The organism is Gordonibacter faecis (genome assembly GCF_030077735.1).
Lineage (GTDB): Bacteria > Actinomycetota > Coriobacteriia > Coriobacteriales > Eggerthellaceae > Gordonibacter > Gordonibacter faecis.
Genome location: NZ_JASJEU010000015.1, coordinates 29,115 through 43,982 on the forward strand (window position 1 = coordinate 29,115; position 14,868 = coordinate 43,982).

Consider the following 14,868-nt stretch of genomic DNA (forward strand, 5'->3'; position numbering starts at 1 on the left):
TTCTACCTCCTGTTGCTGCGGGCGCGCGACGAACCACTGCGCGGCTCGGCCGGCTCGGCGCGCACAACGCGTAAGTCGGCGCGACGGCGCTCGTAGACCTCGGACACATTCGACCCCTGCGACACCGACAAGATCAACCCCACCATCATAAGCGAGGCAATGAGCGACGAGCCGCCGGACGATATGAACGGCAGCGGCTTTCCCACCACGGGGAACCACCCGATAACCATGGCGATATTCAGAAACGCCTGGAACGCTATCATAATAGTAAGACCGCCGGCAATCATGGTACCGAACCCGTCGGGTGCCGAGCGCGCCACGCGCATGCCAGCGTACAAAAACAGCAGGAACAGCACGATAACTGCCAGCGCGCCCACCAGCCCCAATTCCTCAGCAATGATGGCGAAGATGAAGTCGGTGTCGGACTGCGTGAGGTACAAGAACTTCTCGTGCGAGTTGCCCAACCCCACACCGAACAGGCCACCGCCCGAGATGGCATAGAGCGAGTGAATGAGCTGGTAGCCCGTGCCGTAGCCACCCTCGCCGTCGTTCCACGGGTTCAGAAACACCATGAGGCGCGCGCGGCGGTACTCCGACCCGAAGATGCCCACCAGGCCAAGCGCCACCACAGCCAGGAGCACCACCACAATCACACGCGTGGGCACCTCGCCCAGCCACATGACCGCGACAATACCCACGACGCAGATCATGGCCGTGCCGAGGTCCGATTGCTGCACCAACACCAGCAGCACGGGGGCCAGCACCAGCAGAAATATCAGCACGAAGAAAGTGGACACCGTAAGTTGGCCGTCGCGGAAATCCGAGAACAGGCGCGCGGCCACCAGCACGAGCGCAATCTTGGCGAACTCCGAGGGTTGGAGGCTGGCGCCTCCCACGGCAAGCCAGCGACTCGCGCCCCACTCGTCTTCACCCACGCCCATAAACGCGGTAGCCAGCAGCAGCACAAACGCAACGCCCCACACAATCCAGACGGCGTTACTCTTCCAAAGCGTATAGGGGATGAACTTCCACAAAATGATGGCGAGCACAATACCCACGGCGGCGTACTTTACCTGGCCCACCATGTCGGCCATGGGGTTGACCTCGGCCGGGTCACCCGTGGAAAGCGCAATGACCGACGAGGTGGAATACACCATGACGAAGCCCAACAGCAGCAACGCCAGTGTGGTCAGCAGAAGGATGATGCGCGGTCCCATGATGTGCGCGGGGACTTCCCGCGCTCCGCGCGCGCCCCGGGCAGCCATGACAAGCCTACCCTTCCGCGCGGGCTGCGCGCTGGGCTACGAGCGCCTTAAAGACACGCCCCCGCTCTTCGAAGGAGCCGAACTCATCAAACGACGCGCAGGCCGGGGACAGCAACACCACGTCCCCCGGGCGTGCGGCTGCGAGTGCCGCGTCGAAGGCGTCTTCCAGGTGGGCGGCGCGCAGGACGGAGAAATCCTCAGATACAGATCCACTAAAAGCTTCGCTAAAGCGTGACCCCGCTTCGCCAAAGCACACGACCGCGCGGGTGTGTGCGTGCGCGGCTTCTACCAGCGGTGCGAGGTCGGTTCCCTTGTCGTCGCCGCCCAGAAGCGCAATCACGCCCGTGCCGGGGAACGACGCGAGCGCCTTCAGCGTGGCGTCCACATTCGTGGCCTTGGAGTCGTTAACGCACGTGACGCCTGCCACCGAACCGCACGGTTCGATGCGATGCTCAAGCGGTGCGAAGGTGCGCAGGCCGCGCGCAACGGATGCCTCATCAGCGCCAAGAGCCAGCGCGCAGGCCGCCGCAGCAAGGGCGTTGCCCGCGTTGTGTGCGCCTTCGATAAGCAACTCGTCGGCGCGCACGAGCGCGTGCTCGCGGCCGCCCAATGCCACGGTAAGCGTGTCATCAGCGGCGATGAAGGCCGCGTTGTGGCTGCCGCAGCGCGCACGCATGTCGCCTGCCAAACCCTCTGCCGTGCCCAGCGGCACGTAGGCAAACCCGCGTTCATCGCCGAGCGCGCGCAGGCGCCTCACCTCAGCACGCACGATGTCGTTCGTCGCGTCAAGCACCGCCACAGAACCCGGTATGTCCGCCAAGTTCGCCAGCAACTTCAACTTAGCGTCACGATACGCCTCAAACGTGCCATGCCAGTGCAAGTGATCAGAGGTAATGTTCAGCAGCGCCGCCGCGTTTGGCGCAAACTGCCTTGTGGAGGCCAACTGGTAGGACGACACCTCAGCCACATACACGTCAGTGCGCCCCGCCGCCACGGCGGCAATGCACGTGTCGCCGATGTTGCCCACGGCCGCGGCACGCGTTCCCGCTTCGCGCATGAGGTGCGCGACAAGGGACGCCACCGTTGTCTTGCCGTTCGTGCCGGTGACGGCCGCCCACCGGCTGTCCGCCGCGCTCTCGCGCCAGGCGAATTCCACTTCGCTCACTGTTTCGGCGCTGGTCGCGGCACCGGACGCATAGAGCGCCGAAGACTGGGGAATACCAGGGCTCGGCACGCAGATATCAAACGCGGGGTTCTGCTCACGCACAGGCAACGCAGCCACCAGTTCGGCCACGGCATCATCGCCGAACGCCACGTGCGCACCGGCCGCAGCCGCTTGGGCCGCGAACGCCTCGGACGCATCCGTGCGTGCGCCGGCCGCTATAGCCAGCGCTTCCACGCGCTCGCCCACCAGCGGCAGGCAGTAGTCCACCATGGCGCGGCCGGAGGCCCCCAGGCCCAAAATAAGCACACGCCCCAGGCGCATTGGCGCGCATCGACGCCCTTCGATGAAGCCCTCGCGCGTCATACCCTACGCCACCGCCATGAGCGACTCGGCGAAGTACAGCGAGAAACCGCAGGCCGCAAGCACACCGGAGATAATCCAGAAGCGCACAACCACCTTCGTCTCGCTCCACCCCTTCTTCTCGAAGTGGTGATGCAACGGCGCCATGAGGAAGATGCGCTTGCGGGTTTTCTTGAAGTAGAACACCTGAATCATGACGGACAGGGCCTCGGCCACAAACAGGCCGCCAATGATGATGGAGATGAACTCGGTCTTCGTGAGCACAGCCAGGCACCCAAGCGCCATGCCGAGCGCAAGCGAGCCGGTGTCGCCCATGAAGATGTCGGCCGGGAACGAGTTGAACCACAGAAACCCGACGCACGCGCCCGCGATGGCGGCCGCAAAGATGGCGGGCTCCAGAAGGTCGGAGCGGTACGCGATGGCGGCCATAACAATCATAACAATCATGACGGTGCCGGCGGCCAGGCCGTCCAGCCCGTCAGTGAGGTTCACCGCGTTGCACAAGCCCACCAACAGGATATTCACGAACAAGAGGTAGAGCCACGGAATGGCGATGCCGTCGCCAATGGGCACCACCGTGGTGAGAATGCCGAAGTCAAATGTGTAGATAAACGGAATCTCCACCGTGGGCTCAATGCCAATGAGGTTCACTGCCACCAGGCAAAACACCGTGGCAATGGCGAACTGGCCCACCAGTTTCATCTTCGGCGTAAGGCCGAGCGAGCGCTCTTTGATCACCTTCGACGCATCGTCGACCAAACCCAACAGACCCGTGAGCACCGTGGCACCCAACAGCACAAACGTCTCGGGCGTGGGCATGCCTACCACAAGCGCCGTCGCGATAACGGCAATGAGCATGATGACGCCACCCATGGTGGGCGTGCCTTGCTTGACCAGGTGACTCTCGGGGCCGTCAGCGCGCACCTGCTGACCGATGTGGCTGGATTTGAGGAACCTAATCCAAAACGGCGTGAGCGCCATGGTAACCACAATGGCCAGTACAATGGCCAAAAACACGAGAAACGTTGGATATTCCGAAAAGATAGCAAACATATCAGTTGACCAGTCCTTCGACCACGCGCTCCAAACCCATGAAATGCGACGCCTTCACCAAGACAGCATCCCCGGGCTCCAGATACGCATCCAAATCTCCGAGCACCTCCGCGACGCAGTCGGCGCGCACGATGCGCGCCGGATCCATACCCGCCTGCTCAGCGGCGTCCGCAATGAGACGCGCCAGTTCACCCACACAGATGAGACGCTCAAGCGGAAGCGACCCCGCCAGCGCACCCACCCCTTCGTGGCACGCCGGGGCGTATTCGCCCAGCTCGCCCATATCACCCAGTACCGCAACACGACGACCGGGCACTTCCAGCGCGCAGAACGTGCGCAGGGAAGCCCGCATGGAATCGGGGTTGGCGTTGTACGCGTCGTTGACCACGGTGTAGCCCGCGCGTGCAGCAAGCACTTCCTGGCGGCCCGCCTCCGGCTCGGCGTGCGAAAGCGCCTCGGCCACGGCGGCAAGCGACATACCAAAGGCGCGCCCCACCGCTGCGGCAGCGCAGGCGTTCGCCACGTTGTGCAGGCCTCGCAGAGTGAGCGAACAGGGCGCGGTTTCCACCGCGGGCGCGGGCGCAGCCGCGTCGTCGTCACCAAACCCGCAGGCACACAACGTGAAGTGCGGACGACCCTGCTCATCAAGCGTCACATCTTCAGCCCACATGCGTGCCGGAGCAGCCTCGTCGCCGCTCCCCTGCCCGCAGCGCTCAGGCGCCTGCGACGAGCCGTCGAACAGCACCGTTGCCACCCCGCGCGCATCCACGTGTGCATCGGCGCGCACGAAGTCTGCGAAGTCGTCATCGGCATTCACGAACGCGCGGCCCACCCCTTCAGGCAGCTCACGCAAAAGCTCCGCCTTGGCGCGCGCGATATTCTCGCGGCTCCCCAGAAGCTCAATGTGGCTTTCGCCCACGTTGGTAATGAGGCCCCAGTCGGGACGCACGAACGCGCAGAGCGCGGCAATCTGGCCCGCGCCGCGCATGCCCATCTCCACCACTACCGCTTCGGTGTCGGGTTCGGCGGTAAGCAGCGTCTTGGGAACGCCCAACTCGTTGTTCTGGTTACCGGCCGTAGCCACCACCGTGTGCGCCGCGGCCAACACGTCGCGCACGAGGTTTTTCGTAGTGGTCTTGCCCGTGGAACCTGTGAGCGCAATAACGCGGCCCTTCAAGTGGCCGCGCCATTCACGCGCAATGTCAGTTACCGCATGAGTCGTATCGGGCACGTCGATGAGCGCCGCGCCCAACTCGCGCGCAAGAGTGCGCACCGACTGGTCTACCGGCTGCATGACCAGTGCCCCCAGCGCCCCCGCGCGTAGCGCCGCAGCAATGAAGGCGTGGCCATCCACCCGCTCACCCGGCAGTGCCACATACAAATCACCCGGATGCACCTCGCGCGAATCCCAGGTTAGCCCCGTCAACAGCGCCCGAGCATCCACCGGTTCCACCACGAAGGTGCCCCCGGTACACGCCGCTATCTGCTTCGCATTCAAGCGCATGGGCTACTTCGCTTCCTCATCAAGCAGGCCGCCAAACGCGCGCTTCAATTCCTCAGCCGCTACCACCCGATCGTCGAACGACAGCACCTCGTCACCCACCAGTTGGTAGTCCTCGTGGCCCTTGCCCGCAATGAGCACCACGTCATCCGGGCGCGCGTACGCCAGCGCGAGCGCAATGGCCGCGCGGCGGTCGGGTTCCACGGCGTAGCGCTCGCCCGCCGGACCCATGCCCGCCACGATGTCGTCGATGATAGCCAGCGGGTCCTCGTGGCGCGGGTTGTCGCTCGTGACCACGGCAAAGTCAGCCGAAAGCGCTACCTTACCCATGATGGAGCGCTTCGACGCGTCGCGGTCGCCGCCGCACCCAAACACGCAGATGGTGCGCCCGCGTGCTAACTCTTTAATGGACCCCAGCGCCTTCTCCAGCGCATCAGGTGTGTGCGCATAGTCCACAAACACGGCCACGCCACCGTCGCACGGCGCACTCACGCGCTCCAGGCGCCCGGGAATCTGCGGCGCATCCTTCAGCGCATCAACAATGGTGTCGGTCGAAATGCCCAGCTGCAGCGCAATGCCGAACGCGCACATGACGTTCTCCACATTGAAGCGGCCCACCAGTGGGTAGCGCAGGTTCACGCGGCTACCGCGCACCTCAAGTTCCACCTCGGTGAGCGTGGGAGTATAGCGCACCTTCACGGGATGAATTTGCGCGGCGGGGTCAAAGCCCGTCGTAATAATGCTGTCCTCAGCCGACGAGCAGCGACGCAGCAACTCCTTGCCCCACTTGTCGTCGATGCAGATAACGCGCCGAGCCGGGTAATCCTTCGAGAACAGGCGCGCCTTCGCTTCGAAGTACGCTTCAAACGTGTGGTGGTAGTCCAGGTGATCCTGCGTGAGATTCGAGAACGCCGTCACGGCAAACTGAGTACCCCACGTGCGCTCCAAATCCAGCGCGTGCGAACTCACCTCCATAGCCACCACGTCGCAGCGCGCGTCGCGCATGCGGGCGAACGTGGCCTGCAAATCGGGCGACTCGGGCGTCGTGCGCGCGGATTTCTCCTGCTCATCGCCTATGCGCACGCCCACGGTACCAATCACGCCCGTACGCTTGCCCGCCTCGCGCGCAATGTGTTCCACCAAATAGGTAGTGGTGGTTTTGCCGTTCGTGCCGGTAATGCCCACCAGCGAGAAATCGCGGGAGGGATGATCGTAGAAGTTCGCGGCGGCCGCAGCCATGGCCTTGCGCGTGTCGGTAACCACTACTTCGGTGACATCCGTCGCGTCGGCCAGATACACCTTGCGCTCCACCACCAGCACCTTGGCGCCGCGGTTGATGGCGTCTTGCGCAAACGAGTGGCCGTCGGTGGTCAGGCCCACAATGCAAAAGAACGCGTCGCCTGGCTGCACGCGGTCGCTGCGGTAGGCGATGCCGCCCACTTCTTCGTCAGCGTTGCCGATAATAGTGCAGTTCACGCCCGCGAAAAGCTCGGTGCAGGTTTTCCCCATGATGATCTATCCTCATTCCGGCAAAATCTGGAAACGGTCGATGGCAGTAGCCATTATATCCTTAAACAGCGGAGTGACCACACCGTCTGAGGGAACCTCGTTCGCACCCACAAAACAAACCAATTGACTTGACGAGTCGGCCAGAAAACCGGTGAAGGCCAGGTTGTACACGCCTTCGCGGTAGCCCTTGCCCTGCTCATAGATCTCGGCCGTGGACGTTTTGCCCGCCACATTGAAGCCCTCAATGGCGGCCTTTTTGCCGGTACCTTCCGTGACCACCGTCTTCAGCATGTCGGTCATCTGCGGAATGGCGGCCTTGTTTTCCACCACGTCTTCAGTGGGATAGCAGATTTTCTCACCTGTTTGCGGCTTACTAATAAGGAAGTGCGGGGTGCACTCCACGCCGTTATTGGTAAGCGCGCCGTAGAAGCGCGTCATCTGGAGCGGCGTGACGGAAATGCCCTGGCCGAAGCTGACGTTGTACGCGCCGACGCGGCTGAGTTCGTCGAACGGCACCATGTAACCCACTACGTCCGAGCCTTCCACGCCCTCACCGGGGAAATCCACGCCCGTCTTCTCGTGCAGGTTGTACTTTAATATGTAGTCGTACAGCTTGTCGAAGCCCATGTTCTGCGCGGCCAGCGAGATGCCGATGTTCGACGACTGGTCCATGATCTGCCGCAACGTGAACGTGGCGTCGCCGCGGTCGTGCGCGTCAGAAATGACGTAGCCATCGGCCTCCAGCGTGGCGGGGCAGAACAGTTCGGTATCAGGCGTCATGGTTTCCGTTTCCAGCACAGCCATGGCGGTTACCGATTTGAAGATGGAACCCGGCTCGAACAGGTCCGACACACTCTTGAGTTCGGTGGCACCCGTCTCAACTTTCGAGCGGTCGGCGGGGTTGAACAGCGGAAGCGACGCGGCGGCGTAGATTTCACCCGTGGCGCCGTCCATAACCACCGCATTGCCGCCGGTGGCGCTGAGGTCCTTCACGCCCGAGGTCAGGCGCTCTTCCACAAACTGCTGTAACTCCAGGTCAATGGAGATAATGATGTCCTGGCCGTCCACCGCCGGGGTTGATTCGTGCACGCCGCCGGGAATGGGCTGGCCGTCGCGCCCGCGTTCGGCCTCGTAGTAGCCCGGTTCGCCGGACAGGATGTCGTCGTAGTATTTTTCCAGGCCCGTGAGGCCCTTGTAGTATTCGCGACCCGCCTCTTTGTCGAGCGCAATCTCGCAACTGCCCACAATCTGGCCCGCAATCTGGCCATTCGGGTATTCGCGACGCGTGTCGGCAATGAAGTAAATGCCCTTGAGCTTAAGCTCCTTCACCTTCTGCGCCACCTCAACGTCGGCCTTGCGTTTGACGAAGGCGAACGTGGAGGTGTTGGCGGCAAGAATGTCCTCGTAGTCGGCCATCTCTCCACCCAGTACGCCGGCAAGCGCCTTGGCGGTGCCGCGAATGTCTTCCACCTCAGAGGGGTTTGCATAGATGGTGGTGGCATCCACGCTCACAGCCAGCACCGTGCCGTTGCGGTCGTAAATGGTGCCACGCCGAGGCTCTATGCCAAAGCCCACCGTGCGCGCTTCCTGGGCCTGCGCCGAATACTCCGGCGCCACGATGACCTGCAAATACACCAGGCGTGCCAACAGCAAAAGCGCAATAACGCCAAACACCACTATAGGAAAGAAGGCGCGGCTGGACTCAGCCGCTTCCACAAAGGATGACGCACGCGAAGACCCCGCGAACGCACGGCCCTGGCCGCCGCGCGCGGCGCGGGACGTGTGGGACTTGCCCGCCACGATGCTACTCCGCGGTTCCGGCGGCGATCTGCACGCTCTTGGACAGGGAAAGGTTACCAGCCGCGTCGTAGGCGACCACGTCAACACCCAGGTCAATCACGCCCACAGACTCGGGGGCAGCCATGTTCAAGCGGCCCGCCTCGCCCTTGACGCGCGTGGGGTTGGAAAGCGTGCTCTGCTTCACTTCCAGGTTGCTGCCGGTGGAACGCGCCTCGTCAATCTGATTTTCCAGCTGCTGAGCCTGAAGCGACGTGGACACGGCGGCCGAAGCCAGCGCAATGCGCGCGCAGCACAGAAGCGCCACCGCTACCAATATAACGGCCGCGGCCTTCGCCAACAGCACCACGGTGGTGGGCATGGCATGCGTGCTTTCGCGCGTGCCCGTACCGGGCATAACGCTGACGCGCGGGCGCAGAGGACGCTCAGGGATGCGCTCGGGATAGCTATATGAGAACGCCGGTGCGGCTCCCGCCATGACCAACCTCCTTCTACTTCGTTTCTGGCTGCGTTTCGGTGGTCTGTATATAAGGCGGTCGGGCACGACCCGACCGTCACGTTGTGTTCGTTAGCGTTTCTGGGCCACGCGCAGCTTGGCGCTGCGGGCCCGGGGGTTGCGCTCGATCTCCCCCGGTGTGGGTAGAAGCGGTTTGCGCGTTATCACATCGAGTATCGGCTGTTTTCCACACACACAAACTGGCAGGTCTGGTGGGCACGTGCAGCGGTTCGCATACGAGTTGAACGTTTCTTTCACAATGCGATCTTCCAGCGAGTGATAACTGATAACCACCAGGCGACCACCAGGATTGAGCCAGCGGACAGCCGCGTCGAGTCCTCGACGCAACACGTCCAGCTCCGAGTTGACTTCAATCCTGAGCGCCTGGAACGTTCGCTTCGCCGGATGGCCGCCAGCGCGTCGCGCCGAGGCCGGAATAGCTGCTTTAATAAGGTCGACCAACTGCTCGCTCGTTTCGAACGGGGCCTTCTCGCGCTCGCGCACGATGAAGTCCGCAATGCGGCTGGCCCACTTTTCGTCCGAGTTCGTACGGATGATCCGAGTGAGATCTGCTGCGTTATAGGTGTTGATGATCTCTGCTGCGGTAAGGGTTTGTTTTCCCGGATCCATCCGCATATCAAGGGGGCCATTCTCCTTGAAGGAGAAGCCACGAGACGGTGTGTCTATCTGCACCGACGATACTCCCAGGTCGAAGAGGAACGCATCGACCCCGGGCACCTCGGCACTGACGAGCAAGTCGTCCATATCCCCGAAATTGCCGCGCAGAAGTTCCAGGTGCGGGCGCTGCTCCACAGGCAAAGATTCCAACCGCTGACGGGCGGCGGCGAGCGCCACTTCGTCTTGGTCGATGCCGATAAGCGTACCGCCAGCCCCAATGAGCTTGGCCATTTCGAGAGAATGCCCTGCACCGCCGAGTGTTGCGTCCACGAACGTCTGCTGTGGTTTAAGGTGTGATTGTTCGAGGCACTCGGCGAGCAGAACCGGTGTGTGCTTGAATTGCCGATATTCGCTTGTCATTGCGCTCACGTCTTACGATCTGCCCGCACTCAGCCGAAGAGCAAGCTGAGGTCGGTGTCGTCGTCCTGCATCTCGTAACGCTTCGCGTCCCAAATCTCGAAGTAGCCCGTGTTGCCCACGACCGCGACATCCTTGTCGATGCCCGTTGCCGCGCGCGCCTCGCTGGGGAGCATGATGCGCCCCGAACCATCCACTTCCACGTCCTTCGCGCGCGACTTCAGCTTGCGGCGCAGACGTACATGCAGATCGTTCGTGGAATCAAACTTCCCGAACTTGTCCTCAAGCGCTTTGATCACCCAGTTGTTGAACGCTTCGGGTTCGAAAACGTAGAGGCACTCGTCCTTCGGATTGCGGGTTACCACCAGATCGCTCGAAAGTGCTTTGCGGAATTTCGCGGGCAGGGACATGCGGCCTTTGGCATCCACCTTGAAGCGGTATTCACCATTCAGATCGACGATACGCGTCGTCTTGGTGCCTTCCGCTGTGTCGACGACGTCCGCCATGCTACCCTTTCCGTGTTGGCCCACTCGGCCCTTTCGATGTTTGGCATTCTATCCCACTTCATCCCACTTCGCAACATTTTTGCGCCCTGGCGGGCCCTTTTTGCCGTGATGAAACCGTATGTTTAACCTCAGGTGAACTGGTGTTCGCCCCTAAAATTTTGTACCTCTCCCATATGTTGCCGGGCACGGAAAAACACCCACAAGATATGGATTGGTGGGTCAGAAAAACGCGCGGGGGGATAAAGTGGGAGAAATTGTGGGCTTCCCCCACCCCGTCCCACTGCTACCCGTAAGAGGTGCGTCTAGGCGCGCGGGTGGGCGTGGAGGTATTCCTCGCGAATGTGGGTGCGGTTCACGTGGGTGTAGATCTGCGTGGTGGAGATGTCTGAGTGGCCGAGGATTTCCTGGATGACGCGCAGATCGGCCCCGCCTTCCAGCATGTGAGTGGCGAACGAGTGGCGCAGCGTGTGGGGGTGCAGGTCGGCAAGGCCGATGGTGCGGCCGGCATCCGCTACTATAGTATGTACGCTTTGGCGCGTGAGGCGCCCGCCGCGCGCGTTGAGGAACACGGCGGACGTGGGCTTCGCATAGGGTTTCAGCAGGTCAGGGCGCGCGTTGGCCAGGTAGTCCTCAAGCGCGGCCAAGCCGGCACCGGAGATGGGGGCGATGCGTTCCTTGTTGCCTTTGCCCACAATGCGCAGGTAGCCTTCATCCAGAATGCAGTCACCCAGGTCCAACCCCGTACACTCGCTCACGCGCAAGCCACAGCCGTAGAGCACTTCCAGGATGGCGCGGTTGCGCACGGTGAGCGGCGCGCGGTCGGCCTCGCCGGACAAAAGCGCGTTCACCTGCGACACGGACAGCACATCGGGCAGGCGCTCGGGCGGCTTCGGCAGCTGCAGCGTGTCGGTGGGGTTGCGGCGCGCGTAGCCCTCGCGCACGAGGAAGCGGTGGAAGCCCTTGAGCACCGACACGCGTCGACCCACGCTTGAGGTGGCATAGCCGCGCTCAATAAGGCTGGCCTCGTAGGCCACCACCACCGTGCGGTCGATGTCATCCACGGTGCGCGTGCCCTGTTCGGCCAGGAAGGTCGCGTAGTCGGCGAGGTCGGTGGCGTAGGACGACACGGTAAGCGGCGAGCTGCCCCGCTCCACGCGCAGGTGCGACAGGTATTCGTCGATGAGGGGTTTTAGCGCCTCAGGCATGGCACCGCCCCTCGGGGCGGGGAGGCCGCGGCAGCCACCGTAGCACCAGCGCGCATTCGCTTCCCTTTCCCCACGTCAACCACTGCCTCACCTCCGCTCTTTCGCTTCCGTCGCGCCCGATTCCCCACATTCTACTGCACGCGCCCGCGAACGGCCGCGAAAACCAGGGGCACTCACCTGGTGAATTCACACACCGGCAACATCCGCGCCTGCCGAGTAGGCTATAATTTCAGTCGAAGAGACCGCCGCGCGAGTGCGGCGCCACCCGTTCCCCATCCCATCCAAGAAAGGGGCCCGCTTACCCATGCGCATCGGATTTGACAACGACAAGTACATCGCGCTGCAAGCAGAGCGCATCCGCGACCGTATTGAGATGTTCGGCGGCAAGCTGTACCTGGAATTCGGCGGCAAGCTGTTCGACGACTACCACGCGGCGCGCGTGCTGCCCGGCTTCGAGCCCGACTCCAAAATCCGCATGCTGAAGCAGCTGATAGACGATGTGGAAATTATTGTTACCATCAACGCGAACGACATCGAGAAGAGCAAGCAGCGCGGGGACTTGGGCATCACCTACGATGAGGACTCGCTGCGCCTGATGGACATTTTCCGCGGCATGGGCTTTCTGGTGAACAGCGTGGTGATAACCCACTACACGAACCAGCCCGATGCCGACGCGTTCCGCAAGCGCCTGGACGCGCTGGGCATTAAGACGTACGTGCACCACCCCATTGCCGGCTACCCCTACGACATCGACCACATCGTAAGCGACGAGGGCTACGGCCAAAACGCCTACATCGAAACCACGCGCCCGCTGGTGGTAGTGACCGCGCCGGGCCCCGGATCAGGCAAAATGGCCACGTGCCTGTCGCAGCTCTACCATGAGCACGAACGCGGCGTGGCGGCTGGCTACGCGAAGTACGAAACGTTCCCCGTGTGGAACTTGCCGCTGAAGCATCCGGTGAACGTGGCGTATGAGGCGGCCACGGTTGACCTGAATGACGTGAACACCATCGACCCCTTCCACTTGGAAGCCTATGGCGAAACCACGGTGAACTACAACCGCGACGTGGAGATATTCCCCGTGCTGAAAGCCATGATGGAGCGCATTGCGGGCGACAGCCCCTACAAGTCGCCCACCGACATGGGTGTGAACATGGCGGGTTTGGCCATTGTGGATGACGAGGCGGTGTGCGACGCGGCGCGCATGGAGATAGTGCGGCGCTACTTCCAGACGGCCGTGGAAGTGAAGCGCAGCGGCGTGGGCGAAGAGCAGGTGGAGAAGCTGGAGCTGCTCATGAACCAGGCCGGCGTGGGGATGGGGCTCTCCCCCGCGCGCTCGGCCGCGCTGCTGAAAGAGGAAATGACCGGCGCGCCGGCTGGCGGCATGGTGCTGCCTGACGGCACCGTGGTGACGGGCAAAACGTCCACGCTGCTGGGCGCGGCATCGTCGCTGATGATGAACGCGCTGAAGGGCGTGGCGGGCGTGGATGACGACATCGATGTCATAAGTGATGAGGTCATTGAGCCCATCTGCCGCCTGAAAACCGACCAGCTGCACAGCACGAACCCGCGCCTACACTCCGACGAGACACTGATCGCCCTGTCCATCAGCTCCGCCACCGACCCCCTGGCGAAAAAGCTGATCGACCACATTGACGACCTGCGCGGCTGCGACGCCTTCTTCAGCGTGATTATCTCCGCCACCGACGAGAAGCTGTACCGCACCCTCGGCATCAACGTCTGCTGCGAACCCAAATACGAGCAACACAGGTACTACCATAAATAGGTAAGAGAGAGGGCTTCGGCCCTCTTTTTGTGCCTGGGCGCGCCTCTCGTGTCATCCTGTTGGTAAAAATAGTTTCTTTGACAATAGGTTTTTTATACGCAATAATTATGGGAAACTGCGTTAGGAGGATAGCATGCTCAGCACAAAAGAAGCAGCCGACAGGCTTGGAATCACCGAAGTACGCGTGAGGGCGCTACTTGAAAAGAACCTTCTGGAAGGCACGAAGGTTGGCCGCACGTGGGTTGTATCGGAAGAGTCGGTCGAAGCACGCATCCGTCAAAAACCGCGCGCTGGTCGGCCCCCCAAGCAAAAAGAGGTCGAACCCCAAGACAACCCGTTCGACATCGAGAAAGCCCATCAGCTCTATCTGGACTGCAAAGAAACGCTGTCCGGCATCTTTAACGGCAACTTCCTTAACCAAGCTCAAACCAAAGAAGAAGAAGCTTTCTTCGTAACCGTTGCAACGTTTTTCCTCCAAGAAAAGCAGAAACGCCTCATTGAAGAAGGCGTGTTCTGATGCAGGCGCAGCTTCGCTATACGCTTTTTGCTGGGGTGAATGGTGCTGGCAAGTCAACGCTTTTTAGGTCTGATCTGTGGGATTCTTCCACGATAACCCCAACCACCCCACGCGTAAACTCAGATGAGATACTTTTAGCAAGCGGATGGGATTGGACAGACTCCACTGCGCAACTACGCGCAGGAAAGGAAGCGCTTCGTATAGTTAAAACATGCCTTGAGCAGCGGGTTTCTTTCAATCAAGAAACCACCTTAACGGGACGCACTATCATGCGTTTTATTGCTCAGGCAAAAGAATTAGGCTTCTACATCACTTTATATTATGTAGGCATTGAAGATCCTGAAATAGCCAACCGTCGTATCGCTTATCGGGTGACCCAAGGAGGTCACGGCATAGACCCCGATACGGTGCGGCGGCGCGCAAAAGCATCCTTCGATAATTTGGTTCAGGCAGTTCCTCTTTGTGACGAAGTCTTCCTTTTTGACAACACGTATCTTCTGAAACCTATGGCTCGTTTCTTTGCTGGTGACCTTGTTAGCTATGAAAACCAGAGCATCGACGTCACATGGATACACGAAATCATGATGCGCCTCATCGCCAACAGCGAGACATAACCTTTGTGAACACAATGTCGCTGCGCCGCCCAAGTGTGACGCGCTTACGCGCTATCAAT

Annotated in this window: 13 protein-coding genes; 3 read left to right on the forward strand and 10 right to left on the reverse strand. The window is 61.5% G+C overall.

Annotated elements, in window-relative coordinates; translation table 11 throughout:
* Positions 1 to 2: 2 nt before the first annotated feature.
* The 10 genes from QNJ86_RS08620 to QNJ86_RS08665 form a co-directional block, all read right to left on the reverse strand.
* Complete coding sequence (locus QNJ86_RS08620; RefSeq protein ID WP_283832205.1) at positions 3 to 1,265, reverse strand: FtsW/RodA/SpoVE family cell cycle protein; 1,263 nt, start codon at positions 1,263 to 1,265, stop codon at positions 3 to 5.
* Positions 1,266 to 1,272: 7 nt separating this feature from the next.
* On the reverse strand, positions 1,273 to 2,793 hold the full coding sequence (gene murD, locus QNJ86_RS08625) for a UDP-N-acetylmuramoyl-L-alanine--D-glutamate ligase (protein WP_283832206.1): 1,521 nt from the start codon (positions 2,791 to 2,793) through the stop codon (positions 1,273 to 1,275).
* Between the two features lie 3 nt (positions 2,794 to 2,796).
* On the reverse strand, positions 2,797 to 3,843 hold the full coding sequence (gene mraY, locus QNJ86_RS08630) for a phospho-N-acetylmuramoyl-pentapeptide-transferase (protein WP_283832207.1): 1,047 nt from the start codon (positions 3,841 to 3,843) through the stop codon (positions 2,797 to 2,799).
* Position 3,844: 1 nt separating this feature from the next.
* A complete protein-coding gene (locus tag QNJ86_RS08635; protein ID WP_283832208.1) occupies positions 3,845 to 5,347 on the reverse strand; it encodes a UDP-N-acetylmuramoyl-tripeptide--D-alanyl-D-alanine ligase in 1,503 nt (500 codons plus the stop codon).
* Positions 5,348 to 5,350: 3 nt separating this feature from the next.
* Positions 5,351 to 6,853, reverse strand: a complete 1,503-nt coding sequence (locus tag QNJ86_RS08640) for a UDP-N-acetylmuramoyl-L-alanyl-D-glutamate--2,6-diaminopimelate ligase (protein ID WP_283832209.1) — start codon at positions 6,851 to 6,853, stop codon at positions 5,351 to 5,353.
* 12 nt (positions 6,854 to 6,865) lie between these two features.
* Positions 6,866 to 8,653 carry a peptidoglycan D,D-transpeptidase FtsI family protein gene (locus QNJ86_RS08645; protein WP_283832210.1) on the reverse strand — a complete coding sequence of 596 codons (1,788 nt, stop codon included), beginning with the start codon at positions 8,651 to 8,653 and terminating at the stop codon, positions 6,866 to 6,868.
* 4 nt (positions 8,654 to 8,657) lie between these two features.
* Complete coding sequence (locus QNJ86_RS08650) at positions 8,658 to 9,128, reverse strand: cell division protein FtsL (RefSeq protein ID WP_283832211.1); 471 nt, start codon at positions 9,126 to 9,128, stop codon at positions 8,658 to 8,660.
* Between the two features lie 90 nt (positions 9,129 to 9,218).
* Positions 9,219 to 10,184 carry a 16S rRNA (cytosine(1402)-N(4))-methyltransferase RsmH gene (gene rsmH / locus QNJ86_RS08655; protein WP_283832212.1) on the reverse strand — a complete coding sequence of 322 codons (966 nt, stop codon included), beginning with the start codon at positions 10,182 to 10,184 and terminating at the stop codon, positions 9,219 to 9,221.
* A gap of 29 nt (positions 10,185 to 10,213) precedes the next feature.
* Positions 10,214 to 10,687 carry a division/cell wall cluster transcriptional repressor MraZ gene (locus QNJ86_RS08660; RefSeq protein ID WP_283832213.1) on the reverse strand — a complete coding sequence of 158 codons (474 nt, stop codon included), beginning with the start codon at positions 10,685 to 10,687 and terminating at the stop codon, positions 10,214 to 10,216.
* Positions 10,688 to 10,989: 302 nt separating this feature from the next.
* Positions 10,990 to 11,892, reverse strand: coding sequence for a site-specific tyrosine recombinase (locus tag QNJ86_RS08665; protein ID WP_283832214.1), 903 nt, complete (start codon positions 11,890 to 11,892; stop codon positions 10,990 to 10,992).
* 304 nt (positions 11,893 to 12,196) lie between these two features.
* Here QNJ86_RS08665 and QNJ86_RS08670 point away from each other — a divergent pair, with 304 nt between their 5' ends.
* From QNJ86_RS08670 to QNJ86_RS08680, 3 genes are all read left to right on the forward strand, one after another.
* A complete protein-coding gene (locus tag QNJ86_RS08670; RefSeq protein WP_283832215.1) occupies positions 12,197 to 13,678 on the forward strand; it encodes a DUF1846 domain-containing protein in 1,482 nt (493 codons plus the stop codon).
* 133 nt (positions 13,679 to 13,811) lie between these two features.
* Positions 13,812 to 14,195 carry a helix-turn-helix domain-containing protein gene (locus QNJ86_RS08675; RefSeq protein ID WP_283832216.1) on the forward strand — a complete coding sequence of 128 codons (384 nt, stop codon included), beginning with the start codon at positions 13,812 to 13,814 and terminating at the stop codon, positions 14,193 to 14,195.
* The gene (locus QNJ86_RS08680) at positions 14,195 to 14,809 is read left to right on the forward strand and encodes an ATPase (protein ID WP_283832217.1); all 615 of its coding nucleotides are present in this window, start codon (positions 14,195 to 14,197) and stop codon (positions 14,807 to 14,809) included. The genes QNJ86_RS08675 and QNJ86_RS08680 overlap by 1 nt, the downstream gene beginning before the upstream one ends.
* Positions 14,810 to 14,868 lie beyond the last annotated feature (59 nt).